This is a genomic window from Lentzea sp. NPDC037011, assembly GCF_055607425.1.
This window is the reverse complement of record NZ_JBVJRT010000002.1, coordinates 163,867-187,445: the sequence shown is the minus strand read 5'-3', so window position 1 is coordinate 187,445 and position 23,579 is coordinate 163,867. Positions and strand designations below refer to the sequence as shown.

The window sequence follows — 23,579 nt, the reverse complement described above, 5'->3', positions numbered from 1 at the left end:
ACCACTTTGAACCCAACTCGGGGGAAACTTGACACGCCGCAACGCCTCCAGCACCTCGGGAACCACTACCGGACCCGGTGCTCGGACCGGATCGGCGGGTGCCCCTGCACGGGACCGCGCGGTCGCCGTCGCCGGGATGGCCTGCCGCTTACCCGGCGCCGGGTCGGTCGGTGCCTTCTGGGACCTGCTGCTCGGCAACACCGACGCGATCACCGAGATCCCGCGCGACCGGTTCGACGTCGACGACCACTACTCACCGGAACCCGCTCCGGGTAGGACGATCTCGCGCCACGGCGGGTTCCTCGCAGATGTCCGCGGTTTCGACGCGGAGTTCTTCGGCATCTCCCCGCGCGAGGCCCGCGCCATGGACCCGCAGCAACGCCTGCTGCTGGAGGTCGCCTGGGAGGCCCTGGAGGACGCCGGAATCCGGCCGTCCGGGCTCGCCGGGCGCCGGGTCGGCGTCTTCGTCGGGCAGGCGACCGCCGAGTACGGCAAGGCCAGCCGCAGTGCCGGCAACCACGACGTGCGCCACGCGGCCGGCGGTGAGCTGCGCGCGGTGACGTCCGGCCGGCTGTCCTACGCGCTGGACCTGCGCGGGCCGTCGATCACGGTCGACACGGCCTGCTCGTCCTCGCTGGTGGCCGTGCACAACGCCCGGCAGGCGCTGCTCGCGGGCGAGTGCGACCTCGCGGTCGCGGCCGGGGTCAACGTGATCCTGCTGCCCGACGACGCGATCGCCTACTCGCAGGCCGCGATGCTCGCACCCGACGGCCGGTGCAAGTTCGGGTCGGTGAACGCGAACGGCTTCGTGCGCAGCGAGGGCGTCGGCGCGGTCGTGCTGGAACGCCACGCCGACGCCGTCGAGCACGGCGACCGGGTGCGTGCCCTGCTGCTCGGGAGCGCGATCAGCAACGACGGCAGGGGCAGCGGCCTGCTGCTGCAACCGGCGGTGCGTGGTCAGGTCGAGATGCTCCAGGCGGCGTACCGCGACGCCGGCCTCGATCCGTCCACTGTGGACTACATCGAGGCGCACGGCACCGGCACGAGCGTCGGCGACCGGGTCGAGCTGACGGCGCTGGCCGAGGTCGCGGGCACCGGCAGGGAGCACCCGCTGCTGCTGGGGTCGGTGAAGAGCAACATCGGCCACACCGAGGCCACCGCGGGCATCGCCGGGCTGATCAAGGCCGTGCTGGTCGCCGAGCACCGGACCGTGCCCGCCTCGCTGCACGCGCAGGTGCAGGCCGAGCAGCTCACCGGTGCCCCGATGCGGGTCGTCACCCGCAACCAGCCGCTGACCGCCGAGCACCCGGTGGTCGGCGTCAGCTCCTTCGGCATCTCCGGCACCAACGTGCACGTGGTGCTGACCTCGCCACCGCCGGGGGAGCCCGCGGCGGAACCCGACGGCCGTCCCCGCGTGCTCACGCTGTCCGCGAAGAGCGGGGCCGCGTTGCGCGAGTCCGCGCAGGCGCACCTGGCGCACCTGCGGGAGACCGACGCGGTGCGGGACGTCTGCCACACCGCGTCCGTGCGACGCGACCACCACGAGCACCGGCTCGCGGTCGCCGGCGTGAGCACCGCCGAGCTGCTGGCCGGGCTGCGGGCGTTCCTCGCGGGCGCCGAGGCGAAGGGCGCGGTGGCGGGCCGGGCGGCCGACCGGCCGAAGGTCGTGTTCCTGTTCCCCGGCCAGGGGTCGCAGTGGCGCGGCATGGGCCGGGAGCTGCACGCGGTCTCCCCCGCGTTCCGGGAGGCACTGCTGGAGTGCGACGCGGCCGTGCGCGAGGAGGCCGGCTGGTCGGTCGTGGACGTGCTGCTCGGCGACGCGCCGTGGCCGGAGGCGCTGTCGGTGCTGCAACCCGTGCTGTGGGCGGTGCAGGTGGCGCTGGCAGCGCACTGGCGGTCGTGGGGCGTCGAACCGGATGTCGTGGTGGGGCACAGCATGGGCGAGGTGGCCGCGGCCCAGGTGTCCGGCGCGCTCACGGTGCGCGCCGCGGCGGCGGTGATCTGCCGGCGCAGCGCGGCGATGCAGGAGACCGCGGGCAGCGGCGCGATGCTGTGGGCCGAGCTGTCAGCCGAACGCGCGGAGGGCCTGGTCGACCGGTACCGCGGCGAGGTGTGCGTGGCGGCGGACAACTCGCCCGGCACGTGCGTGCTGGCCGGGCCCGCGGAGCTGATGGCGGGTGTGGCGGAGGACCTGGACGCGTTCGGCATCGCCTGCCGGCCGGTGCGCGACGTCGACGTGGCGTCGCATTCGCCGTTGATGGACAAGGTCGCGACGGCGCTGCGCGAACAGCTGGAGGACCTGCGCCCGAACGCACCGCAGGTCGACTTCCGGTCCACCGTGGAGCACGGCAGGCGCGAGCTCGACGCCGCGTACTGGGCGGACAACGTGCGGCGCACGGTGCGGCTCAACGACACCGTGCGCCGGGTGCTCGCCGACGCCCGCACCGCCGTGGTGCTGGAGGTCAGCCCGCACCCGGTGCTGCTGACCGCCGTCGCGGAGATCGGGGAGGCGGCGGGCTGGACCGGCACGGGCGTGCCGACGCTGCTGCGCGACGAGCCCGAGCTGCGCGCGGTCACGGCGGCGCTGGGCGCGCTGCACGTCGCGGGCGTGCCGGTCGACTGGGCGAGCCGCCAGGGCGACGGCCGGTGCGTGCCGCTGCCCGCCTACCCGTGGCAGCACCAGGACTACTGGTTCGAGTCGTTCACCGCCGACACCGAGGTCGTCCGCGAGGTCGACGTGGCCTCCCTCGGCGTGGCGGAGGCGTTGCGGGGCCTGCGGTTCCGCGGTCTCACACCGCTGCCGGCGGCCGTGCTGTTCGAGGCCGTGCTGTCGGTCGTGCGCGGCACCGGCACCACGCACACGTTGCGCAACATCCGCTTCCACGAGCTGTGCACGGTCGATCCCGACGCGCTGCCGTCCCTGACGGTCACGGTGCGGCCGGAACGCGGTGGTGTGCGGGCGTTCACCGTGCACACCGACGAGGGCGTGCGGTGCGTGAGCGGTGAGGTGGAACGCGGGGGCGCGGTCGCCTCGTCCGGGCTGGACTGGGCGCTGGCGCGGTGCCGGGAGTACGTGCGCGACAGCGACTTCCGCGACCTCGCCGCCCGGCAGGGGTACGAGTTCGAGGGGCCGTTCCGCGCGCTGCGGCAGGCGTGGCGCGGGCAGGACGCGGCGGTCGCCAGGTTCACGCCGGGAACGGCGGCGGGGCCGGTGGTGCTGGAGACCGGCATGCAGGCCGTGCTGCTGGCACTGGGCACCGCGGTCGTGCCGCTGGGCGTCGAACGGGTGCGGGTCACCGGCAGGGCGAGCGGCGAGTTCTGGGCGGTCGCCCGCAAGCGGCGCGGCAAGCCGGTCGTCGACGTGCGGTTGTTCGACGCCGAGCACGAGTGCTTCGCCGAGCTGAGCGGCGTCACCGTGCGCACCGGCACCGCCGGGCCGTTCGCGGAGCTGGTGAACGGTGTGGCGGGCCTGCTGCGCACGGCCCGCACCCGGCGGCCGCGACCCGAGCCGGCCCGGGAACCGGTCCCGGTCGCCGCCACCGTCCCCGCCGTCCCGGCTGTCCCCGCCGTCCCGGCCGTCGCGGACGAACCGGCCGGGCAGACGGTGGACGCGGTGCTGGAGCACGTGGCGGCGGTGCTGGGCACGACACCGGACCGGGTGGACACCCGGCGGGCGTTGCGCGACCTGGGCCTCGACTCCCTGATGGCCGCGCAGCTCGCCGCACGCCTGAAGAAGGCGTTCGGGCGGACCGTGCCCGCCGCCCTGCTGCTGGGGCCGGAGGAGGTGGGCGCGCTCGCCGACCGCCTGCTGGCTAGCGGTCCGGCCTGACCAGCACGCCGTGCATCAGCACCCGCAGGGTCGTGACGAGCTCGTTCGCCAGCGTCGTCGGCTGCTTGCCGCGGCCGACGTACCGGTAGAGCGTGCCCAGGTAGACGTCCCGCAGCATGTTGCCGACGAGGATCGGGTCGACGTGGTCCCCCACGTCACCCGCGTCCTTGCCGGCGCTGACGATCTCGGCGAACAACGGCGTCGCGTACGGCTCCTCGAAGATGGGGTGGCCGCACCGCACCCAGGCCGCGAGCATGACCTGCGTGGTGCGCCACTCCAGCTTGTTGATCCGCGCGAGCGCGCGCATGCAGTTCTCCAGAGAGGACAGCACGTCGTTGCCGCCGCCCGCGATGGCACCGAGCTCCGCCCGCAGCGTCTCCCTGCGCCGCGTGCCCCACGCGGCGATGACCTCCTCCTTCTTCTCGAAGTAGTTGAAGAAGGTGCCCCGCGCGACATCGGCCCGTTCGGTGATGTCCTCGATCGAGGTCTCGTCGTAGCCCTGCTCGGTGAACAGGTCGAGCGCCGCCGTGTACAGCCGCTCGTACATGGCCCGCTTGTGCCGCTCACGCCTCCCGACGGCCTGAGTCGGCTCCGCGGGCTCGGCCACGCGTCGCGTCCCCGCCATACGTGAACCCCCGTCTAAGTGTGTACCGCAGTACAGGCTAGCGGTACGCCGCGCCCGGAAGTACCGCCCGATGGTGCGATCACACTCTGCTACGAATGCGTGCTCCAGTGGTGGATGCCGGTACCGCGAGTGTCGCAATGCCGCCCAACGTACGCACCGCCAGGAGTGTGTTGCCACCACGTCCGGCGCCTTTCCCGGTCACCTGTGCTCGGCGACCAGGTGAACGCAGAAGATCACGCGCACCGCCGTGAGCGCCAGGGGCGGTGTCCCGCCAGGGCCGTCGCGCCCCTCGCGGTGGAGCGGGTCTCAGGCCCTCCACCGGTTCCGTGCTCGCTGGAACGAGCCTCTTCGTCCTCTTCGCACTTTTCGCCGTCGAGGTGGTCGTGCCCGGACCGGGCGGGAGCCCGCGCTCCCGCCCGGCGGCGGTCACTCCACCAGCTTGCCCGCCGTGTCGACCTCGCGCATCAGCGCCGCGATCTCCTCGGGCACCGGCGGGATCTCCTCCCGCTCCACCCGTCCCGGCCCCGACCACACCAGGTTGACCTGCAACGCGGGGTCGAGCTCCGGGTGGTCGGACCGGTTGTGGCAGCCGCGGGTCTCCCGGCGTTCCAGCGCGCACTCCAGGGTCGCGCGGGCCGCCAGCGCCGAGGCCTTGAGGTCGAACGCGTGCGCCAGGTCCTGGTGGCCGGCGAGGTCCGGGTGCACGCCGACCTGCTCGATGCGCGCCTCCAGCTCGTCGAGCTCCGCCAACCCCTTGCGCAGCCCGGCTTCGTCGCGCACCACGCCCGCGTGCTCGGTCATCGTGTTGCGCAGCGACCGTTGCAGCGCGCGGACGTTCTCCGGGCCGTCGGCGGCCAGCAGCGCGTCCACCTCGGCCCGTGCCTCGGCCAGTGCGGCGTGCGAACGGTGTTGTGCCGTCAGGGAAGCCGAGTACTCGGCGGCGGCCTCGCCGACGATCCGGCCGTAGACCAGCAGCTCGATGAGCGAGTTGCCACCCAGCCGGTTCGCGCCGTGCAGACCGCTCGACGCCTCACCGATGGCGAACAGGCCGTCCACACCGGTCGAGTGGTCCGACGGCGACACCCACACCCCGCCCATGGAGTAGTGGGCGGTCGGCGCGATCTCGACCGGTTCGCGGGTGATGTCCTTCATCTGCAGCTCCAGCAACGTCTGGTAGACGCGCGGGAGGCGCCGCATGATCTGCTCGCGCGGCAGGTGGGACACGTCGAGCCACACACCGCCGTTCGGGGTGCCGCGGCCCTCCTTGATCTCCGTGTACGCGGCGAGCGCCACCCGGTCGCGGGTGGACAGTTCCCTCCGGGCCGGGTCGTAGCGGTCCATGAACCGCTCGCCCAGCGCGTTCGTGAGGATTCCGCCCTCGCCGCGCGCCGCCTCGGACACCAGCGTGCCGGCCGCGTTCTCCGGTTCCAGCAGGCCGGACGGGTGGAACTGCACGAGCTCGGGGTCGCGGATGCGGCCGCCGGCGAGCACGGCCAGCCGGAACGAGTCGCCGGTGTTCTCGTCACGGCGCGACGACGTGCGCCGCCAGATGCGGGTGTGGCCACCGGCGGCGAGGATCACGACGTCGGCGTGGAAGACGTACCGCGTGCCGTCGGTCAGGTCGAACCCGTAGGCGCCGAAGACCACGTTGTCCCGCACCAGGATGCGGGTGACGTAACACGAGTCGAGGACGGGGACGCCCAGCTGCGCGGCCCGGTTGACGAGCGTGCGCTGGATCTCCAGCCCGGTGTAGTCGCCGGCGAACGACGTGCGCCGGAACGTGTGCGCGCCGAAGAACCGCTGCGAGATGCGCCCGTCGTCCTCGCGTGCGAACGGCATGCCCCAGCGTTCCAGGTCGGCGATGCCGCGCGGGGCCTGCTCGGCGACGACCCGGACGATCTCCGGGTTGGCGAGCAGGTAGCTCTCCTTGACGGTGTCCGCTGCGTGCTGCTGCCAGGTGTCGGCCTCGTCCATCGTGCCGAGCGCCGCGTTGATGCCGCCCGCGGCGAGCGCGGTGTGCGCGTCGGACTTCGGCCGCTTCCCGACGACCGTCACGTCCACGCCGCGTTCGGCGAGCTCGATGGCGGCGCGCAGCCCTGCGCCCCCGGTTCCGATCACCAACACCGATGTGGCGACTTGCTTTTCTGTCATCACGGCCTCCGTTGCCCGTTGGTTCCATTAACCAGGACCGGACAGCGCATGCGCTTGTGACTGTTAGCCGCGCGACACCGCGAGCCGCGTCACGTGTGCCGCCCTGAGCAGCTCGCCAACTCAACATCAACAGGCACTTCTCCACTGCCAACAGCGCCGCCGGCCGTCCGTGGTCCGGCCGGTGGCGGGGTGAGTTGGTGGTACTTGCAGATGCCTGAGCAACAGGGGGCGAGAGCATAGGATTGGGGTGTGTTCGTGAAGCTCTGCGGTCTGCGCACCGAAGCCGATGTCGACGTCGCGGTCGCGACGGGGGCCGACGCGGTCGGGTTCGTGCTGACCGCCAGCCCCCGCCGCATCGACGTGGACCTGGCCCGCCGTCTGGTGGCCGCGGTGCCGGACCACGTGCTGACCGTGGCCGTCGTGCGCGGCATCCCCGCCGGCGAGGCGGGTGAGCTGGCTCTGCGGACCGGCGTGCGCGCGTTGCAGCTGCACGGCGACTACCCGAAGGAGTCGTTCGACGAGCTGAGCGGCCACCCGTTCACGCTCGTGCGGGCGACCGCACTGGGCCCGGACACGGACGTGCGCACCGGCGCGTTCGGCGAGCAGCTGCTGCTGATCGACTCCCCGGTCGCGGGCTCCGGCGAGCAGTGGGACGTCACCCGCCTCGCGGACCGCCGCCCGGAGGGCACCTGGGTGCTGGCGGGCGGCCTGTCGCCGGAGACCGTCGCCGACGCGGTCGCGGTGGCACGGCCGTGGGGCGTGGACGTGTCCAGCGGCATCGAGTCCAGCCGCGGGGTCAAGGACCACGGCCGCATGCGCGAGTTCGTCGCCGCCGCCCGCGCCTGAACGCGGCGCGTCAGGCCGCGCGGTAGCCGGGGATGTCCTCGACCCGGTGGTAGACCGGCAGACCGCGTTCCCGGGCGATCCGCACGTCCTGGTCGGCGCCGGTCGACGCACCGGGCAGCCGCAGCACCGCGTCGCACTTCTCGAGCAGGCGCTGCGCCGTCGGGTACATGATCCCCTCGGCCACCGGATCGGCCGGGGAGCTGCCGCCCGCGCCGCGCAGCACCGGCAGCGCCACCCATTCACCGATCATCGGCACGTGGCCGCTGCGGAAGATCGGCCACGCGGCCTCCTCCAGGCGTTCGAGGTTGCGCGCCATCAGGTCCGGGTCGTCCTCGGTGCCGGAGCGGTAGGGGCCGGCGATCAGGATCAGCATGCCCCGACCATAATGTGCAAGACTCGGCAAAAACAAGGAGAAACGTGCATGCTTGCCGCTCAACGCCGTGACCTGCTGCTCGAACGCCTGCGCACCGACGGCCGGATCGTCGCCAAGGAACTCGCCGCGGAGGTCGGCCTGTCCGAGGACACGATCCGCCGCGACCTGCGCGACCTCGCGGCGGCCGGGCTGTGCCAGCGCGTCTACGGCGGCGCGTTGCCCGCCTCGCCCGCGGTCGCCGACTACACCGCGCGGCAGGAGGTGTCGGTGCCCGGCAAGCAGCGGGTCGCCGCGGCGGCAGCGGCGCTGGTCGAACCGGGCAGCACCGTGATCATCGACGGTGGCACGACCGCACTGGCCGTCGTGCGGGCGTTGCCGTCGGACTTGCGCGCCACGGTCGTCACGCACAGCCCGACGGTCGCAAGTGCGTTGGAGCACCACGAGAACGTGGACGTCTACGTGATCGGTGGCCGGCTGTTCAAGCATTCGATGGTCGCGTGCGGCGCCGCGGCGGTGGAGGCCGCCCAGGGCGTGCACGCCGACCTGTTCCTGCTGGGCGTCACCGGTGTGCACCCGGAGGCAGGGCTGACGACCGGGGACGCGGACGAGGCGGCGATGAAACGCGCGCTGGCCCACCGGGCGGCGGACACCTACGTGCTGGCGAGCGCGGAGAAGATCGGTGCGGCGTCGCGGTTCTCGGTGCTGCCGCTGGAGGAGGTCGCCGGGGTCGTCACCGACGCGGACGACGACGTCGTGCGCGCCCTGCCCGTGCCGGTCATCCGCTCCTGACGGTGCGCAGGTAGGTCAGCACGGCCATGACCCGCCGGTTGACGTCGTCGTCCGGCGGCAGGCCGAGCTTCGCGAGGATGTTGCCGACGTGCTTGCCCACCCCGGCGTCCGACAACGTGAGCCGGCGGGCGATGGCGGCGTTGGAGTGCCCTTCGGCGAGCAGCCCGAGCACCTCGGTCTCGCGGGCGGACAGCGTCGCGAGCGGGGAGCGCCGGACGAGTCCGCGCACCACCTCGGGGTCGATGACCGTGCCGCCCGCGACGACGTGCCGCAGCTTCGCGACGAACTCCTCGACGTCGGCCACCCGGTCCTTGAGCAGGTAGCCGACGCGGTCGCCGCTGTCGATGAGGTCGGCGGCGTGCCGGTGCTCGACGTACTGGCTGAGCACCACGACCGGCAGCCCGGGGTGGTCGCGGCGCAACGCGAGCGCGGCCCGCAGTCCCTCGTCGGTGAAGTCCGGCGGCATGCGGATGTCGGTCAGCACCAGGTCCGGGCCGTGCTCGGTCACGGCGGCCCGCAGCGCCTCCGCGTCCCCGACCGCCGCCACCACCTCGAACCCGAACCGGCCCAGCAGACCGGTGAGCCCTTCGCGCAGCAGCACGCCGTCCTCGGCGAGGACTACTCGGATCGGCACGGGATCTCCACGCGCAGTCGGGTCGGGCCACCGGTCGGGCTGGACAGCAGCATTCTCCCGCCCACCACCGCGACCCGGTCGGCCAGCCCGGTCAGACCGGTGCCGCCGGCCGGGTCGGCACCGCCGTGCCCGTTGTCGACGACCTCGACGACGAGCGCGGACCCCTCCTGCCGTGCCTGGACTTGCGCCTCGGTCGCCTGCGCGTGCTTGGCCACGTTCGTGAGCGCTTCGGACACCACGAAGTACGCCGCCGACTCGACGGCTGCGGGCAGGCGGGTGAGGTCCGCGCTGACGGTGACGGGCAGCGGCATCCGGTCGGCGAGGTCGTCCAGCGCGGCTGCCAGGCCGTGGTCGGTGAGCACCTGCGGGTGGATGTCGCGGATGAGCTCGCGCAGCTCCGCCATCAGCTCCTTGGCCTGCTCGTGCGCCGCCGCGACGTTCTCGTTGCCCGGCAGGTCGACGCGGGCCAGCCCGAGCTGGATCGTGAGGCTGACCAGCCGCTGCTGCGCGCCGTCGTGCAGGTCGCGTTCGATGCGGCGCCGCTCGGCCTCGAACGCGTCGACCAGCCGTGCCCGCGAGGCCGACACCTCGACCAGCTCGGCACGCAGGTCGCCGCGACCGCCGAGCAGCTCCCGCGCCAGCTGGGCCTGCACACCGGTGATCCCGGCCGCGAGGTAGGTGAGCGCCACCAGCCCGGCCAGCCCGACCGCGGTGCACGCCCACGCCTCCGCGGCCGTGCCGACCTCCCAGAACAGCACGGCCACCGGCCCGTCCACGACCAGGGCCGGCATCAGCGCGAACGCCACCACCAGCAGGAACAGCACGAAGAAGGCCGAGGACACCACCGGCACGACCGTCGCCAGCAGGCACGTGTGGGCGACCTCCCGCCACGTCGCCGCCTCGCCGTAGCGGTGCAGGCCCGCCGCGCGGTCGCCGGTCGTGATCGGCCTGGTGTCGACGAGCCGCACCCGCGCCCGTTCCACCTTCGCGAGCTGCGTCGCCAGCACCGGGACAACGGTCGCGGCCAGCACGCCGAGCGCCGCCGACAACACCGCGGCGGGACTCGGCCCCTTGGTCGCGATCGGTTGCCACAGCAGCACCACGAGCGCGAGCGGTGCGCCCGCGACCAACGCCACCGGCAGGTTCGTGACCAGGTACCACAGCGACCGCCACGGCCAGCCGCCCAGCAGGAACCCGCGGCCGGTCACCGCGTCGAGCACCGTCACCGGCGCGCCCTCCCCCATGCGCCCAGGGTAGGCCCAGCCCCACCTCGATCCGGGCGCTGGACGTAGTGCAGGGACCCGGCTCCGCACGGTTGGCTTTGACACCGTGAGCTACGGGGGAACCACACCGTTCGCGGTCGAGCTGCGCGCGGTGACCAAGCAGTACGGGGCCAAGTCCGCCACGGTGCGCGCGCTCGACGGGATCAGCCTCGGCTTCCCGCCCGGCACCTGGACGGCGGTCATGGGGCCGTCCGGGTCGGGCAAGTCGACGCTGCTGCACTGCGCCACCGGCCTGGACCGCGTGACGACCGGCCAGGTGCTGCTGACCGGCGCCGACATCACCAGGGCACCGGAGGCGTACCTGACGACGTTGCGGCGCCGGTCGATCGGCTTCGTCTTCCAGCACTTCAACCTGGTCGCCTCGCTGACGGCCGCGCAGAACGTGGCGCTGCCGTTGAAGCTCGCCGGCTCCCGTGCGTCCACACAGGACATCGCGGAGACGCTGGGCCGGGTCGGTCTCGCCGACCGGCAGCACCACCGCCCGCGCGAGCTGTCCGGCGGTCAGCAGCAGCGCGTCGCCATCGCCCGCGCGATGATCACCCGCCCGGCCGTGCTGTTCGCCGACGAACCCACCGGCGCACTGGACTCGCGGTCCGCGCGCACGGTGCTGGGCCTGCTGAAGGACCTCGTCACCGCCGGTCAGACGATCATCATGGTCACCCACGACCCCGCCGCCGCGGCCTCGGCCGACTCGGTCGTCTTCCTCTCCGACGGCCGGGTGGTCGACCGGCTCGACCGGCCCACCACCCACGCGGTGGCGGAACGCCTGGCACGCCTGGAGGAGTCGTGCTGACCCTGTCGCTGAGCACGTTGCGCGAACGCTGGCCGTTGTTCGTCGGCGCCGTGCTGACCGTGGCGCTGGGCGTCGCGCTCGTGCAGGCGGCCCTGCTGGTCATGGCCGCCACCGGGCGCGGCTGGGTGCCGCCGGGCGTCACCGAGGAGGAGGCGCTGCGGATCAACGAGGGGTACGTCGGCGCCGCCACGCTGCTCGGGATGACCGTGCCGCTCGCCGCGTTCCTCGCGGTGTTCATCGTCGGGTCGACGTTCGCGTTCACCGTCGCCCAGCGCAGCCGCGACCTCGCACTGCTGAGCGTGCTGGGAGCGAACCGGCGTCAGCTGCGCCGCCTGCTGCTGTGCGAGGCGTTGTTCCTCGGCGCCTTCGGCACGCTGGTCGGCGTCGTGCTCGCGTTCCCCGCCACGCTGGCGCAGACGGCCGTGCTGCACGGCTTCGGCTTCCTGCCCGACGGCTTCGAGGCGCCGTTCGGCCCGTGGGTGCTGGGCGCGTCGGTGCCGATCGGCGTGGGCGTGGCGGTGCTCGGCGTGCTGTCGGCGTCCCGCGGCGCCGCGCGGGTCCAGCCGCTCGACGCCTTGCGCGACACCGGTTCCGCAGCACGGGTGATGACGCCGGGAAGGTGGGTCACCGGCCTGCTGTGCGCTGCCGCCACGGCCGGGTTCATCGCGCTGACCCGCTCCGGCGACCTGCTGGTGGCGCTCGGAATGTCGTTGCTGATCTCGATGACCGGCTCAGTCGCCCTGAGCAGGCTTAGCCCGCTGCTGGTGCCCCTGGTGGGCCGGCTGTTCGTCCTTCCCGGAAGCACTCTCGCCGAGCTGGCACGGGCGAACCTGCGCGACGGCGTCCGCCGCAGCGCCTCGACCGCCGCACCGCTGATCGTCCTCGTCGCGCTGGTCCTGGGCATCGACGGCTCCCTCGGGTCGCTGGCGAAGCTCACCGGCGTCGAACAGGAGCGGTCCGTCCGCGCCGACCTGGTCGTCGACTCGACCGGCGCCCAGTCCGCCCGCCTCGCCGCACTCCCCGGCGTCGCCGTGGCCGCCCCGCAGACCCTCCTCCCGGTGTCGATCACGGCCCTGAGCGCCGAGTCCCCCGACGACCCGCCCCGCCCGCAGACCTACGACGACCTCGTGTTCGCCGTCGACCCGGTGACCTACCTGGAGACCCACGTGACCCAGCCCCGCTCCGGCGACCTCGCCGCACTGACCGGCCTGACGGTCGCGGGCGGCTCCGCGGTGTGGGGCGACCGACTGGTCGGTGAGACGGTCACCCTGCGGCACAACGGCCAGGAGACCACCCTTCGCTTCGTCGCCCGCCTGCCGGAGACCCTGGCGCTGGGCGAGGAGTTCCTGCTCTCCCGCGACGCCGTCCCCGCCGACCTGCTCGCCACCTCCCCCACGCAGACGTTCCTGCGCCTCACCCCCGGCACCGACCCCGCCACCGTCCGCTCCGCCATCGCCGCCGGGAACCTCGGCACCGTCCGCACCGTCGCCGAGTGGGCCGGTGCCGCCGCGAAGGCCCAGCAGGGCGGCAACCTCGTCATCATGGCCGTCCTCATGGGACTGTCCGGTCTGTACGCGGCCATCGCCGCCGTCAACGCCGTGGTCATCGCCGGCGCCGAACGCCGCGCCGAGTTCGCGGTCCTGCGCCTGTCCGGCCTCACCCGCCAGCAGGTCACCACGGCCGCGTTGATCGAGTCGACCGTGGTCACCGTGGTCGGTCTGCTGCTCGGTGCCCTGGTGGCGGCGGGGGCGTTGATCGGGGTGGCCGGTGGGACGGGTGGCGTCGTGGCCGTGCCGTGGGGGTTGTTCGGCGTGCTCTCGGCGGGCGCGCTGGTGGTCACCGCGGTCGCTTGCGCGCTCACGACCTGGAAGGTCTCCTCAACCTCGTGAACCAGCGCCTACCCTGGGCGTCGTTCCCGTGCGAAGGAGGCGACCATCAAAACGGTCATCCGCTGGGGCTTGAACCACGGCGTGCCGAGGGTGGCGTTGCGCCTGGCCGCGCGCAAGGGCGACCTCCAGGGCCGCATCACGGTCGAGGCGAACAACGGCAACGACCTCACGGGGTTGTTCGACGAGATCAGGGCACACGGCCCCTTGGCGCCCACCGGCATCGGACACGTCACGACCAGCCACGCCGCCGTGCGCGAGGTGCTGGGCAGTGACGCCTTCCAGGCCAGCCGCCCCCGTTACGGCAACGGTGTGCTGGGCAGGATCGCGGACTGGGCGGCCACCGACGTGCTGCACCCGGTGCAGCCGCCGTCGTTGCTGGTCACCGAGCCGCCCGCGCACACCCGCTACCGCAAGCTCGTCACGCGCGTGTTCACCGTGCGCGCGGTCGAGCAGCTGCGGCACCGCACGCAGGAGATCGCGGACCAGCTCCTCGACGGCCTCGACCCGAGCGACCCGGTGGACCTGATCCAGACCTACTGCGGCCTGCTGCCGGTCACGGTGATCTCCGAGATCCTCGGCGTGCCGCAGGAAGACCGCGCGAGGGTGCTGGCGTTCGGCGCCTCCGCGGCACCGAGCCTCGACCTGGGCCTGTCGTGGCGGGTGTTCCGCGACGTCGAGACGACGCTGGCCGAGTTCGACGCCTGGCTCAGCCGCCACATCGACGCCCTGCGCGCCAGGCCCGGCACCGACCTGCTCAGCCGCCTGGTCACCGCGAGCGACGACGGCGTGGGCCTCACCGAACGCGAGCTCAAGTCCACGGCGGGCCTGGTGCTGGCGGCGGGGTTCGAAACGACGGTGAACCTGCTCGGCAACGGCATCTCGCTGCTGGCCGGCCACCCCGGGCAGCTGGAGGTGCTGCGCGCGCGGCCGGAGCTGTGGGCGAACACCGTCGACGAGGTGCTGCGCCACGACCCGCCGGTGCTGCTGACCGGCCGGACCTGCGTGAAGGACACCGAGGTCCTCGGCGTGCCGGTCCGCCGCGGGCAGCTCGTCGCGACCGTGCTGGCCGGTGCGAACCGCGACCCGGACGTGTTCACCGACCCGCACACCTTCGACGTGACCCGCGCCAACGCGCGCGACCACGTGTCGTTCGGAGCGGGCCGCCACTACTGCCTCGGGGCGGCGCTCGCGCGGATGGAGGGCGAGATCGGGCTGCGGGCGATGTTCCGGCGGTTCCCGGGGCTGCGGCTGGAGCAGGGCGCCGGTCGGCGGCCGACGCGCATCCTGCGCGGGTTCGAACGGCTGCCGGTCAGCCTGGGCTGAGCGTCACGAGACCAGCGACAGACCGGGGCGCACCCCGGCCACCGGCTCGGCGGGCACCGCGGCCGGCACCACGACCTCGTCCCCGCCGATCTCCCGCGTGATCCACGCCCCCGACTCGACCATCACCTTCAACGTCCGCACGTCGAGCGCCTGGATGCGCCCCAGGTACCACTCGTCGGAGGCCAGCGAGCCCATCCGGTCGCCCAGGCGCGCCTTGACGTCCTTGACGCGCTGGAAGAGTTCGGCGACCAGCGGCTCGCGGTCGAACGGGCCGGTCAGGCCGTCGCGGATGCGGTCCTCGATGCCGCGCGGCACGCCGTCGGCGTCGGGCATCAGCATCGTGGTCCAGGCGCGGGACTTCTCGCGGTACTGGAGCTGCTGCATGATCCCCTCGTGCTGGGCGAAGTCGGCGGCGCGGAAACCGCGGCCCTTCCAGCGCTGGAACAGGTTCACCGCGAGCGACTGGGCGCTCTTCAGGCCCGTGTTGAGGCCGCGGCCGGGCCAGAAGTGCAGGGAGTTGGCGGCGTCGCCGAGCAGGAAGCCGTACGTGGACGGCGAGAGCTGCGCGGTGAACTTCGACATCTGCTGCATGCCCAGGGTGAACGACGTGATGCCCACGACGTCGGCCACGCCGGCGCCGAAGAACCGCAGACCGTCGAGAATCCGGGGCCACAGGTAGGAGAGCTTGTCCACGGACGGCTTGAACACCGAGCGGTGCCGGTCGCACACGAAGCGACCGCCCTCGGGGCGCATCGTGCAGCCGAACCTGCCGATGCACGCGATGGGGCCGTTGGCGCCCAGCGCGACGATCTCCGAGGCCTCCTCCGCGGTGAGGCGCATGTTGATGAAGCCGCCGCCCATCGAGTTGAACAGGAACCGGTTCTGCGCCACCGTCAACGGCACGGTGTGCTCGTCGGGCACCTTCGACGACACCACGCGGATGCCCAGCACGCGCTCGTCCAGCGGCGAACCGTCCACACTGAACAGTTCGCGTGACGGCGTGCCGAAGTGCGGCTTCAGGGCCTCGCGGGTCGCGGAACGGGCGCCGTCGGCGATGGCGAGCACGTGCAGGCCGTCCCACTTCGAGGGAACGGTGTAGGCCTGCGGCAGCAGCTCGACGCCGAGGTCCTGGGCCAGGTCCAGCAGCGCGTCCTCGATCCAGCGGACCTTGATGTTGCGCGGACGGCCCTTCGACGCGGGTGAGTCGGGGCCGAGCGGCCACATCTCGGAGAAGCGGCCGTCGGCGAACAACCGCTGCCGCACCTCGGCGGGCAGGGCGGCCCAGACGTTGCTCTGCAGCGTCACGACCTGCTCGCGGCGGTTGTTGCCGTCGGAGGCGTCCTTCCACACGACGCGGCCCGCGTGGCGCTTCCAGCGGCGGTCGTGCACGCGCAGCGAGACCTGGTCGCCGAGCATCGTCTTCAGCGAGCACGCGAACGCCAGCCCGACCGGGCCGCCGCCCGCGACGTCGACGCGCATCGGGGTGCTGCGCCGCGGCAGGCGCACGAGCTGTGCGCCCTGACGCGGCAGCATCACCGTCGGGCCGGCCGCCTGGCCGAACAGGACCGTCTTCTCGTCGTCGCGTGCCATCGAACCGCTCCCCCTGCTCACCTGGTGACGGCGATGACACGTGGTGAGACGGGGAACGGTTCAACGAGTTTCGAGAAAGTTCTTCCACGCGCCGGGAGCGAACGTCAGGACGGCGCCCCCGGGGTTCTTCGAGTCGCGCACGAGGGCGTCGCCGGACAGCGCGACCTCGACGCAGTTGCTGTCCTCGGTGCCGCCGCTGTAGCTGCTCTTACGCCATGCTCGTTCCTGAGTCATCGAGGTCCTCTCGCGGTGGGCTGATGTACTCAGCCAGCTTGCTCCGCGATTGTTCCTCATCCAAGGCGACCTCAGCCAAACGGTCGAACAGCAGCCGGGTGCGAACGATCACCGCCGGGTCCTGCACGAAGACCTTCGCCAGATCGGTGTCGCTGAACGCGACCGGCATCGCCTTCTCGTACTCCCACAGCACGCAGTCCGACCAGGCGACGGGCTCGTCGGCCGGCACGATCCTGACCATGCGCGCCGCGAACAGCAGCTGGAGGTACTGCTCCTCCATGATCCGGCCGTCGCCGACCTGTTGCTGCAACGCACGCTCATGGACGTAGAACAAGCAAGTCGGCCGATCGTGGCGCCGCAGCACCGACTGCCGGTCGATTCGGAACTGGACCAGCGTCGAGATCCGCTCCTCCGGCACGAACCCGGTCAGCCGGTACACCGCTTCGGCGTACTCCGGTGTCTGCAGCAGGCCCGGGATGACCCTCGAGTCGTAGCTGATGATCGACAACGCGGTCGACTCGGCCAGGGCGAGCGTCCGCAAGTTGTCCGATATCTGCACGACGTACTCGTCGAACGCGGTTCGGTAGCGCCGTTTGAAGTCCTCGAAGAAGTCGACGTCCTTGCCGCACATCGTCAGGTACTGCACGAGGTCGATCTCGCTGGCGCGGTACTTGCCGTGCTCGATGGTGGACACCTTGCTGGGGTCCCAGCCGAGCCGGACGGCGAGCGCGGCGCCGCTCAGGTTCGTGGAGGTCTCCCGCAACCGGCGCAGCTCGTCGCCCAGGTCGCGGCTGTACGCCGTGGATGGTGTGGTGGTGGCCATAGGCTGACGCTAGGGGTTGCTCGAAGAGCACGTACCGGCTCATTCGGGTGAAAATGATCAGCGGCCGATGTTGTGCGGTGGACCGGCTGCGAACGGCCGTGACCGCAGCGTCACGTGGCCATCGTCACGACAGCGCCATTCGGACGAACTTGGGCCTTCACGGGTAACTCCGGCTCGGTCGCCGAACGATAGCCAGGCGTCCCCCGCTGCCGAAAGTGGTGCCCATGGAGCCGGACCTCGACGGCCTGTTCGAGATCGCCGTTGACGCCCTTGACGAACCCGAACGCGGCCAGGTGCTGGCCTGGCTCGCGGGCGCCGTCATCGGATCAGGACACACCCAACGTCTCGCGCGCGGCGCGCGTGACGTCGTCCTGCTGCTGCCCGACCGCCTGGTGGTGGTGCGGCCAGACCCGTTCCAGTCGTGGTCGTACCCGCGCGAGCTGGTGGTGAGCGCGCTGTTCGCGGCCGACCACGCCCAGTTCGAAGTGGCCGACGACCAGGTGGAGGTCGACTGGGAGTTCTGGATCGACAAGCAGCTCACCGCGTCCGCGCCGTTCATCGAGGCGGTCGAGGCGTGGCTGGTGCAGGAGAAACCGCCGGGCAAGGGCGGACTCGCGCTCGGTCTGCTGATCATGACCCTGGTCGTCGGCGGCCTGTACTTCGCGGGCGGTGCCTCCGGGCCGTCCGACGGGCCGCTGAACGCGCGGTCGACGTGCAACGAGTTCCTGTTCGCCGGTGCCGACCAGCAGCTCGCGATCCTGACGAAGCTGTTCAAGGACGCGGGCAAGGAGGACGACGCGAAGAACCCCGAGGTGCTGCGCGAGTCCGGGCACCGCTGCGAGCAGAACGGCACGGCTACTTTGGACTCGCTCGTCGGCAACCGCTGACCACCGCGGCCGCCACCAGCACACCGGCCGCGATGAACCCGTTGTAGTTGTACACGCGCAGGGAGTCGTAGTCGTCCTGGGTGAGGAACGCCGTCCCCTGCTCCGCGGGGTGGTCCAGCCACAGGAACACGAGCAGCCCCGCGCACCCGGCCAGCACGACGGCGTCCCGCCGCCACCCGGCCACCACCGCCGCGACGACCACCACGGCGACCAGCTCGTACCGGGTGCAGAGCCGCAGCTCGTCGAGCAGCGGCAGCAGCCACCCCGGGTCCTGCCCGAACGGCACGGCGACCGGTTCGGCGAACCGGTCGGCCAGGCCGATGGCGACCGCGAGCACCGCGGCCACCACCGCGACGACCCTGCTCATCCGCCGGTCCGGTGCGGCAGCAGGCCCGGCCGTGGCGCGTCCCGCGCCAAGCCCGGCAACAGGCTCCAGTACTCGTCGTCGTTGTCGGCGCAGTCCACGCGGAGCGTCCGCGTGTACGCCGGACACGTCCCGTCCGGTTGCCGTGTCAGGTGTGAGGCCAGCGCGAGCATGCCCAGCGAGTGGTCCGAACGCGGCATGTAGCGGTCGCCGATCGACGACCCGGCCATCGCGATCAGCACGAACATCCCCGCCAGCGCGGCGATCCGCAGCGAACGCGCACCGAGCCACGGCCGCAGCTTCGGCAGGCCCTCCAGCCGTTGCACGCCGAAGTACAGCGCGAAACCGCACAGCAGCAACATCGTGTAGAGCAGCTCGGCGGTGCTGCGCGGGTAGAGCTGCACGGCGTCGCGCTCGTACATCGTCGAGGCGTAGTAGAACCGGACCAGCCACGCGCCGGCGAAGAGGCTCGTCAGCAGGATCACGGCGGTCCGGTTGCGCCCCACCGCGATCGCCGCGGCCACACCGACGAGCGCGATGATCGTGAACACGCCCACGCCGCCCAGCTCACCGGGCGGCGGCCACGGACCCGGTTCCGCGCCGGGCATGTCGCCGCGGGTCATCGCGATGTAGGTCGGTTCGGTGTGGACGTCGAAGTAGAAGTAGCGGTCCGTCATGCCGCTCGACGAGGACAGGATGGTGGACAGGTGGAGGTATGACACCGCGACGAACGTCACCGTCGTCACCGCCAGCAGCGTGAGACCGCGCCACAGGCCCGTGCGCCACGGGAACACCACCAGTGCCGCCACGACCGCACCGGGTGCCGACCACACGAACCAGCCCGAGTAGACGAGGAACACCACACCGACCACGGCGCCGACCCCGATGCCGCGCACCACGAGCGCGCGGTACGTGAACTGGTCGGCCCTGCGCAGGCGGTGCAGCAGGAACAACATCACCGGCACCAGCACGACGAGCATCAGGTTCGCGTAGACCTTGTACGGCTCGATGAGCACCATGCCCGGCACCACGCCCAGCACCAGCGCCCACATCGGCCGCAGCACCAGCCGCCAGGCAAGGTACGCGACCGGGCCGAACAGCGCGGTCCCGGTGATCTGCAGCACCTTGAGCGCGTGCTCGGGCGTGCTGCCGGTGAGCTCGCTGAACCACGCCATCGCGTGGATGAAGCCCGGTGGGTAGGTGTACGGCATCCCACCGGTCTCGATCAGCGACCGCGCCCACCCGACCACCACGCCCGCGTCGCCGTAGACCGCGAACAGGCCGAAGGTGGTGCCGCGCAACGCGACCACCACCGCACCCGCCACCAGCGCGCTGAACAACCCCGCCGCGGCGGCGGCAGCGAGCCGTTCGACGACGTGCGCGCACCGCTTCCGCGCGGCGACGACCACCGCGACGAGCACGGCCAGCGCGATCACCGCGAACCCCAGCTGCAGACCCGCCAGACCGCTGACCTGGCCCACCCGGTCCACCGGGTCGACCTCCACCCCGCGCGCCCACAGCAGCAGCACCCCGGCCGCACCGAGCGAGGTGAGCACCTCACCGCCGATCAGCGACCACCTCCGCCGTCTCCACGTCCGGACCGGGTCGGCGTCGACCAGGTCGGGCACCGCGGACGGCACCAGCTCAAGAGACAACATCCCCCACGTCACTTCCTCGCCTGAGCGCTGTGCAGCGCTTCCCCCAGAAGGAAGAGAACGGGCCAACCCCAGGTACACCGACCGCACCGTCACAGGAGTTCCCAGGCTCCCGGCGCGGTCAGGCGGTGCCACGCTCCCCCGGTCCGAGGGTAGCCGCTGTGGCAGCACGCGTGCGCACGCCCTGGGCAAATCCGGTCGCGCCAGGTCGGTGGCGACCGGAGAATCACCCGCTGTGACCACTACCGCCGCCGCCCTGCTCACCGCGATCGACCCGCTGCCCGCACCCGCGCGGCAACGGCACATCGCCACGACCGCGCTCTCGCTGGCCGGCACCGCCGAGCTCGACGCCGTGCTGCGGGACCTGGCGGGGCGGGGCACGTTCGAGCGGCGGCTGGCGGTGCAGCTGGCGGCCATCGCGGGGCACCGCGAGCACGTCCGGCGGGAGCTCGCGGCACCGCAGACGGCGGTGCAGTGGACGGCGCTGCGGGCGGCGGTCCGGCTGGGCCTGCCCGCGGAGGTGTTCCTCGAACGCCTGCCGGAGATGGCGGCCGCGACCCGGCGGCGGCTCTACCGGCTGGTGCGCCGGGAGCAGGCGACGGCGCTGGCCGACGCGCTCCTGCCGGTCGTGTGGGAGCGGCACGGCGACGACGAGGCCGCGGCGCTGCTCGTGGCCTGCTCGGCGCCGCCGTTGCGGGAGCTGGAGCACGCGGCGGCGAACTGGTCGGCGATCGGCAAGCGGCACCCGGCGGCGTTGCTCGACCTGGTCGAGGCGGAGCTGGCCGCGGCACCGGTGTCAGCGTGGAAGCAGATCTGGTCCCACCGCGAGGTCGCCGTGCGCAGTGCGGCGGAAAAGCTGCCCATGCGCGTGCTGGACCTGGTCGAACGGGTGGCGCCGCACGTGTGGTCGGTGCGGCTGCCGTCGGTGCTGGCCCGCGTCGCGCCGGAGCGGGTCGCCGGTCTGCTCGCCCAGGACTCCGCGCACCAGCCCGCCAGCGGCCGTTTCTGGCGGCGCCTCGCCGGTGTCGACGAGCGGGCGCTGGTCGCCGTCGCACGCCGGCTGCACCCCTCCGGGCTGCGGCACCTGCTGCACGCGCTGCCGCCGTCGCGCCGGGCGTCCGTCTACGAGGGAGCCGTGGGCGAGCGGCCGGACGTGCCGTTCGCGGTGCTGGACGAGCTGCCGGTGGCCGACCGCGCGGTGCAGGCACGACGGTTGCTCGGGCTGCGGCGGGTCGCGGACTCGCCGTCCCAGCGGCTGGCGGTGACCGCGCGGCTGCCGTGGGAGGAGGCGCGGGAACCGTTGCTGGCGGCCACGAAGCGCGCCACGGCGGACGAACGCGCCGCGGCCTACCCGCTCTACGTCCAGGCCGCGGCGGCGAGCAAGGACCCCGACGCGTTCGCCGCGATGCTCGCGACCCTCACCCGGCTGCCGAACGAGCAGGACCCGGTGCGCGCCCCGGCGCTCATGGCGCTGGCGAAGGTGCCGGCGTGGCTGTTCCGCGCGTCCGAGGCACCGTTGCTGGCCAAGCTGCTCCTCGACGCGACCCGTGCGCGGGACAGCTCGTGGAGCACCTGGCACGCGGTGCAGGAGCTCGCGACCGCACTGGTCCGGCAGGGCGCCGTGACGAGCGAGCCGGTGCTCGTGGAGACCGGCCTCGACGGCCTGAACCTGGTGGGAGAGCACAACTCCCACGTCCACCTGCCGGGCCTGCACCGGTCGCTGCCGCGCGGCGCCGAGCACCAGGTGTTCGCGGCCCTGCGGCCCAGGATGACCGCCGACGCGGGACGCGACCAGTACTCGCTCGTGCTCGCGCTGGCGGCGGGCCTCGAGCGCAGGGCGTGGCACCTGCCCGAACTGCAGGACCTCGTCGGACGGGCGCGGTTCGCGGCGCAGGAAAACGTTGCGCGCCAGGCGATCGTCCTGTGGCTGGCACCGACGGCCACCCGTGACGACCGGGTCGGGCAGGTGCTGTCCGACGACATCTCGTCGATCGTGCTCGGCGAGGTCCAGCGGGCCGTGTCGACGCGGCGCACGGACCTCCTCGACCTGGTGGTCGGCCGGCGCGTGCGCGGCCGGTTCTGGAACTCCGACGTCACCTTCGTCCCGCACTACACCCGGTGCTTCCACCTGTGGATGCCCCGGCAGATCGCGGAGCACGCGGCCCAGCTCGCGTCGATCGCGCGGTCGACCGGCCACGCGGTCCTCGCGCGGGTGAACGCCACCACCGCGCTCGGCCAGGTCCCCGGCACCGCCGCAACCCTGCGCACCCTGTTGCGCGACAACGAGGTCCGGGTGGCCGAGGCGGCGCTGAGCGCACTGGCGTGGACCGACGAACCGGCCGACGTGCTCCCGGACCTGCTGGCGCTGGCCGACACCGACCGCGCCCGCGTCGCCGTGTACGCCGCAACCCGTTGCGCACGCTTCACCCCACCCACCCGCTTGCGCGCGCTGCTCGCACCGGTGTTGCGCGGCAAGAAGGTGACGTCGCGCAAGGAGGCCGTCCGTCTGCTCGCCGAACACCAGGTGCCCGGCGCACTCCCCGAGCTGGCGGCGATCTGGCCGGACACCCACCGCGACATCAAGCGCGCCATCGTCTCGGCGTGCCGCTACTTCCTCGACGACGAGGCCGCCTGGGACCTGCTGTCGGCAGCGGCCGAAGGCGAGGCCCCCGTGGCGCTGTCGGTGCTGGACCTGCCACCGCAGGACGTCGCCGACCGCCACCGCACCCGTTACGCGTCACTGGTCCGCGCGATCGCCGTGCGCTCCGAACCGGAAGCCGCCCGGCGGGCACTGGCCACCCTGCCGCTGTGGTCGCGCTGGGACACCGGCGGCACGGACCTGCTCGCCGACCTCACCACCGACCTCACCCGCACCGCGACCTGGCAGCAGGCCCTCACCGCCCTGGTCGCCGCCTGCGAGGACGACCTCACCCCGTTGCGCACGGCAGTGACCCGCCTGATGTCCACACTGGACACCCACAACGCCGAACCGGACCGCGACCTCCCCGCACGCCAACGCATCCGCGCGGTCGTCCGCCTCCTCGCCGACGACCGCACCTCCCCCACCCACCGCGCCTTCGAACGCCTGCTGGCCCACGACCTGGCCACCCCCATGCCGCGCGAAGCGATCCGCCTGGCCGCGAGCGCCGTCGACTGGCAGGCCGACGACGTCCTCGACCAGGTGCTGTTCACCGCCTCCCTGGCCACTCGCCCGACGCTCGCACTGGACGCCCGCACCGAACTTCAGCGCTGGCTGCGCCACAACGCCGCCAAGACCACCCCCGCACAGCTCCGCACCCTGGCCACCGCCCTGCTCGCCCCGGCGCCCTTGGTGGCCCTCGGTTTCGCCGACGTGGCCGGCGAAACCGAGGGCTGGCCGGAGTTCTGGCGCACCCTGCTGCGTGAGCTGCGCGCCCACCCCGACCCGGACGTTCGGGAGGCGGCCCTGGCACTGGTCACAACCCGCGAGTAGGTTCCGCGCCCGTTCGGGC

General features: G+C 72.8%; 18 protein-coding genes. 8 read left to right on the top strand and 10 right to left on the bottom strand.

Annotated features, from left to right (window positions below; all coding sequences use genetic code 11):
- The first annotated feature begins 28 nt into the window (after positions 1-28).
- Positions 29-3,829: a type I polyketide synthase gene (locus tag ACZ7CH_RS05605; protein ID WP_470373249.1), complete on the top strand. Its 3,801-nt coding sequence runs from the start codon at positions 29-31 to the stop codon at positions 3,827-3,829.
- On the opposite strand, the gene ACZ7CH_RS05600 is transcribed toward ACZ7CH_RS05605, so the two are convergent.
- Positions 3,813-4,436, bottom strand: coding sequence for a TetR/AcrR family transcriptional regulator (locus ACZ7CH_RS05600; protein WP_360401768.1), 624 nt, complete (start codon positions 4,434-4,436; stop codon positions 3,813-3,815). The genes ACZ7CH_RS05605 and ACZ7CH_RS05600 overlap by 17 nt on opposite strands.
- A gap of 444 nt (positions 4,437-4,880) precedes the next feature.
- Entirely contained in the window at positions 4,881-6,572 is a 1,692-nt protein-coding gene (locus ACZ7CH_RS05595; RefSeq protein WP_360401765.1) for an L-aspartate oxidase, read from the bottom strand.
- A 282-nt stretch (positions 6,573-6,854) separates the two neighbouring features.
- On the opposite strand from ACZ7CH_RS05595, the gene ACZ7CH_RS05590 reads away from it, so the two are divergent.
- On the top strand, positions 6,855-7,451 hold the full coding sequence (locus tag ACZ7CH_RS05590) for a phosphoribosylanthranilate isomerase (RefSeq protein WP_360401762.1): 597 nt from the start codon (positions 6,855-6,857) through the stop codon (positions 7,449-7,451).
- A gap of 10 nt (positions 7,452-7,461) precedes the next feature.
- Here the strand turns inward: ACZ7CH_RS05590 and ACZ7CH_RS05585 are convergent, their stop codons facing one another.
- A complete protein-coding gene (locus ACZ7CH_RS05585; protein ID WP_470373248.1) occupies positions 7,462-7,824 on the bottom strand; it encodes a DUF4406 domain-containing protein in 363 nt (120 codons plus the stop codon).
- Positions 7,825-7,872: 48 nt separating this feature from the next.
- Between ACZ7CH_RS05585 and ACZ7CH_RS05580 the strand changes: the two genes are divergently transcribed.
- On the top strand, positions 7,873-8,613 hold the full coding sequence (locus ACZ7CH_RS05580) for a DeoR/GlpR family DNA-binding transcription regulator (RefSeq protein WP_458433462.1): 741 nt from the start codon (positions 7,873-7,875) through the stop codon (positions 8,611-8,613).
- Here the strand turns inward: ACZ7CH_RS05580 and ACZ7CH_RS05575 are convergent.
- Together ACZ7CH_RS05575 and ACZ7CH_RS05570 are read right to left on the bottom strand one after the other, a co-directional pair.
- Complete coding sequence (locus ACZ7CH_RS05575) at positions 8,600-9,241, bottom strand: response regulator transcription factor (RefSeq protein WP_360401789.1); 642 nt, start codon at positions 9,239-9,241, stop codon at positions 8,600-8,602. The two genes, ACZ7CH_RS05580 and ACZ7CH_RS05575, sit on opposite strands and share 14 nt — an antisense overlap.
- Positions 9,232-10,491, bottom strand: coding sequence for a sensor histidine kinase (locus ACZ7CH_RS05570; protein WP_470373247.1), 1,260 nt, complete (start codon positions 10,489-10,491; stop codon positions 9,232-9,234). The genes ACZ7CH_RS05575 and ACZ7CH_RS05570 overlap by 10 nt, the downstream gene beginning before the upstream one ends.
- A gap of 85 nt (positions 10,492-10,576) precedes the next feature.
- Here ACZ7CH_RS05570 and ACZ7CH_RS05565 point away from each other — a divergent pair, with 85 nt between their 5' ends.
- The 3 genes from ACZ7CH_RS05565 to ACZ7CH_RS05555 all read left to right on the top strand — a co-directional run bounded on the left by ACZ7CH_RS05565 (position 10,577) and on the right by ACZ7CH_RS05555 (position 14,535).
- Entirely contained in the window at positions 10,577-11,323 is a 747-nt protein-coding gene (locus ACZ7CH_RS05565) for an ABC transporter ATP-binding protein (RefSeq protein WP_470373246.1), read from the top strand.
- A complete protein-coding gene (locus ACZ7CH_RS05560; protein ID WP_470373245.1) occupies positions 11,317-13,212 on the top strand; it encodes an FtsX-like permease family protein in 1,896 nt (631 codons plus the stop codon). The genes ACZ7CH_RS05565 and ACZ7CH_RS05560 overlap by 7 nt, the downstream gene beginning before the upstream one ends.
- 90 nt (positions 13,213-13,302) lie before the next feature.
- Complete coding sequence (locus tag ACZ7CH_RS05555; protein ID WP_470373244.1) at positions 13,303-14,535, top strand: cytochrome P450; 1,233 nt, start codon at positions 13,303-13,305, stop codon at positions 14,533-14,535.
- Positions 14,536-14,538: 3 nt separating this feature from the next.
- Here ACZ7CH_RS05555 and ACZ7CH_RS05550 read toward each other — a convergent pair whose 3' ends face one another.
- Genes ACZ7CH_RS05550 through ACZ7CH_RS05540 form a run of 3 tightly spaced genes read right to left on the bottom strand, consistent with a single transcriptional unit; the run spans position 14,539 to position 17,182 of the window.
- Positions 14,539-16,125, bottom strand: coding sequence for an FAD-dependent monooxygenase family protein (locus tag ACZ7CH_RS05550; protein WP_470373243.1), 1,587 nt, complete (start codon positions 16,123-16,125; stop codon positions 14,539-14,541).
- 60 nt (positions 16,126-16,185) lie between these two features.
- Entirely contained in the window at positions 16,186-16,359 is a 174-nt protein-coding gene (locus ACZ7CH_RS05545; RefSeq protein WP_470373242.1) for a DUF397 domain-containing protein, read from the bottom strand.
- On the bottom strand, positions 16,334-17,182 hold the full coding sequence (locus tag ACZ7CH_RS05540) for a helix-turn-helix domain-containing protein (RefSeq protein ID WP_470373241.1): 849 nt from the start codon (positions 17,180-17,182) through the stop codon (positions 16,334-16,336). The genes ACZ7CH_RS05545 and ACZ7CH_RS05540 overlap by 26 nt, the downstream gene beginning before the upstream one ends.
- A gap of 224 nt (positions 17,183-17,406) precedes the next feature.
- On the opposite strand from ACZ7CH_RS05540, the gene ACZ7CH_RS05535 reads away from it, so the two are divergent.
- Positions 17,407-18,069 (top strand): hypothetical protein, encoded by a 663-nt coding sequence (locus tag ACZ7CH_RS05535; protein ID WP_360401735.1) that lies wholly within the window; start codon positions 17,407-17,409, stop codon positions 18,067-18,069.
- On the opposite strand, the gene ACZ7CH_RS05530 is transcribed toward ACZ7CH_RS05535, so the two are convergent.
- Positions 18,038-18,436 carry a hypothetical protein gene (locus ACZ7CH_RS05530; RefSeq protein WP_470373240.1) on the bottom strand — a complete coding sequence of 133 codons (399 nt, stop codon included), beginning with the start codon at positions 18,434-18,436 and terminating at the stop codon, positions 18,038-18,040. The genes ACZ7CH_RS05535 and ACZ7CH_RS05530 overlap by 32 nt on opposite strands.
- Positions 18,433-20,091: a hypothetical protein gene (locus ACZ7CH_RS05525; RefSeq protein WP_470373239.1), complete on the bottom strand. Its 1,659-nt coding sequence runs from the start codon at positions 20,089-20,091 to the stop codon at positions 18,433-18,435. The genes ACZ7CH_RS05530 and ACZ7CH_RS05525 overlap by 4 nt, the downstream gene beginning before the upstream one ends.
- Before the next feature lie 232 nt (positions 20,092-20,323).
- On the opposite strand from ACZ7CH_RS05525, the gene ACZ7CH_RS05520 reads away from it, so the two are divergent.
- Positions 20,324-23,560, top strand: a complete 3,237-nt coding sequence (locus ACZ7CH_RS05520; RefSeq protein ID WP_470373238.1) for a hypothetical protein — start codon at positions 20,324-20,326, stop codon at positions 23,558-23,560.
- Positions 23,561-23,579: the final 19 nt, after the last annotated feature.

What these genes read in the sequence shown, in the direction of transcription:
- ACZ7CH_RS05580 (WP_458433462.1), top strand. Translation starts at nt 7,873, where the DNA reads ATGCTTGCCGCTCAACGCCGTGACCTGCTGCTCGAACGCCTGCGCACC.
- ACZ7CH_RS05525 (WP_470373239.1), bottom strand. Translation starts at nt 20,091, where the DNA reads ATGTTGTCTCTTGAGCTGGTGCCGTCCGCGGTGCCCGACCTGGTCGAC.
- ACZ7CH_RS05530 (WP_470373240.1), bottom strand. Translation starts at nt 18,436, where the DNA reads ATGAGCAGGGTCGTCGCGGTGGTGGCCGCGGTGCTCGCGGTCGCCATC.
- ACZ7CH_RS05535 (WP_360401735.1), top strand. Translation starts at nt 17,407, where the DNA reads ATGGAGCCGGACCTCGACGGCCTGTTCGAGATCGCCGTTGACGCCCTT.
- ACZ7CH_RS05585 (WP_470373248.1), bottom strand. Translation starts at nt 7,824, where the DNA reads ATGCTGATCCTGATCGCCGGCCCCTACCGCTCCGGCACCGAGGACGAC.
- ACZ7CH_RS05540 (WP_470373241.1), bottom strand. Translation starts at nt 17,182, where the DNA reads ATGGCCACCACCACACCATCCACGGCGTACAGCCGCGACCTGGGCGAC.
- ACZ7CH_RS05545 (WP_470373242.1), bottom strand. Translation starts at nt 16,359, where the DNA reads ATGACTCAGGAACGAGCATGGCGTAAGAGCAGCTACAGCGGCGGCACC.
- ACZ7CH_RS05550 (WP_470373243.1), bottom strand. Translation starts at nt 16,125, where the DNA reads ATGGCACGCGACGACGAGAAGACGGTCCTGTTCGGCCAGGCGGCCGGC.
- ACZ7CH_RS05570 (WP_470373247.1), bottom strand. Translation starts at nt 10,491, where the DNA reads ATGGGGGAGGGCGCGCCGGTGACGGTGCTCGACGCGGTGACCGGCCGC.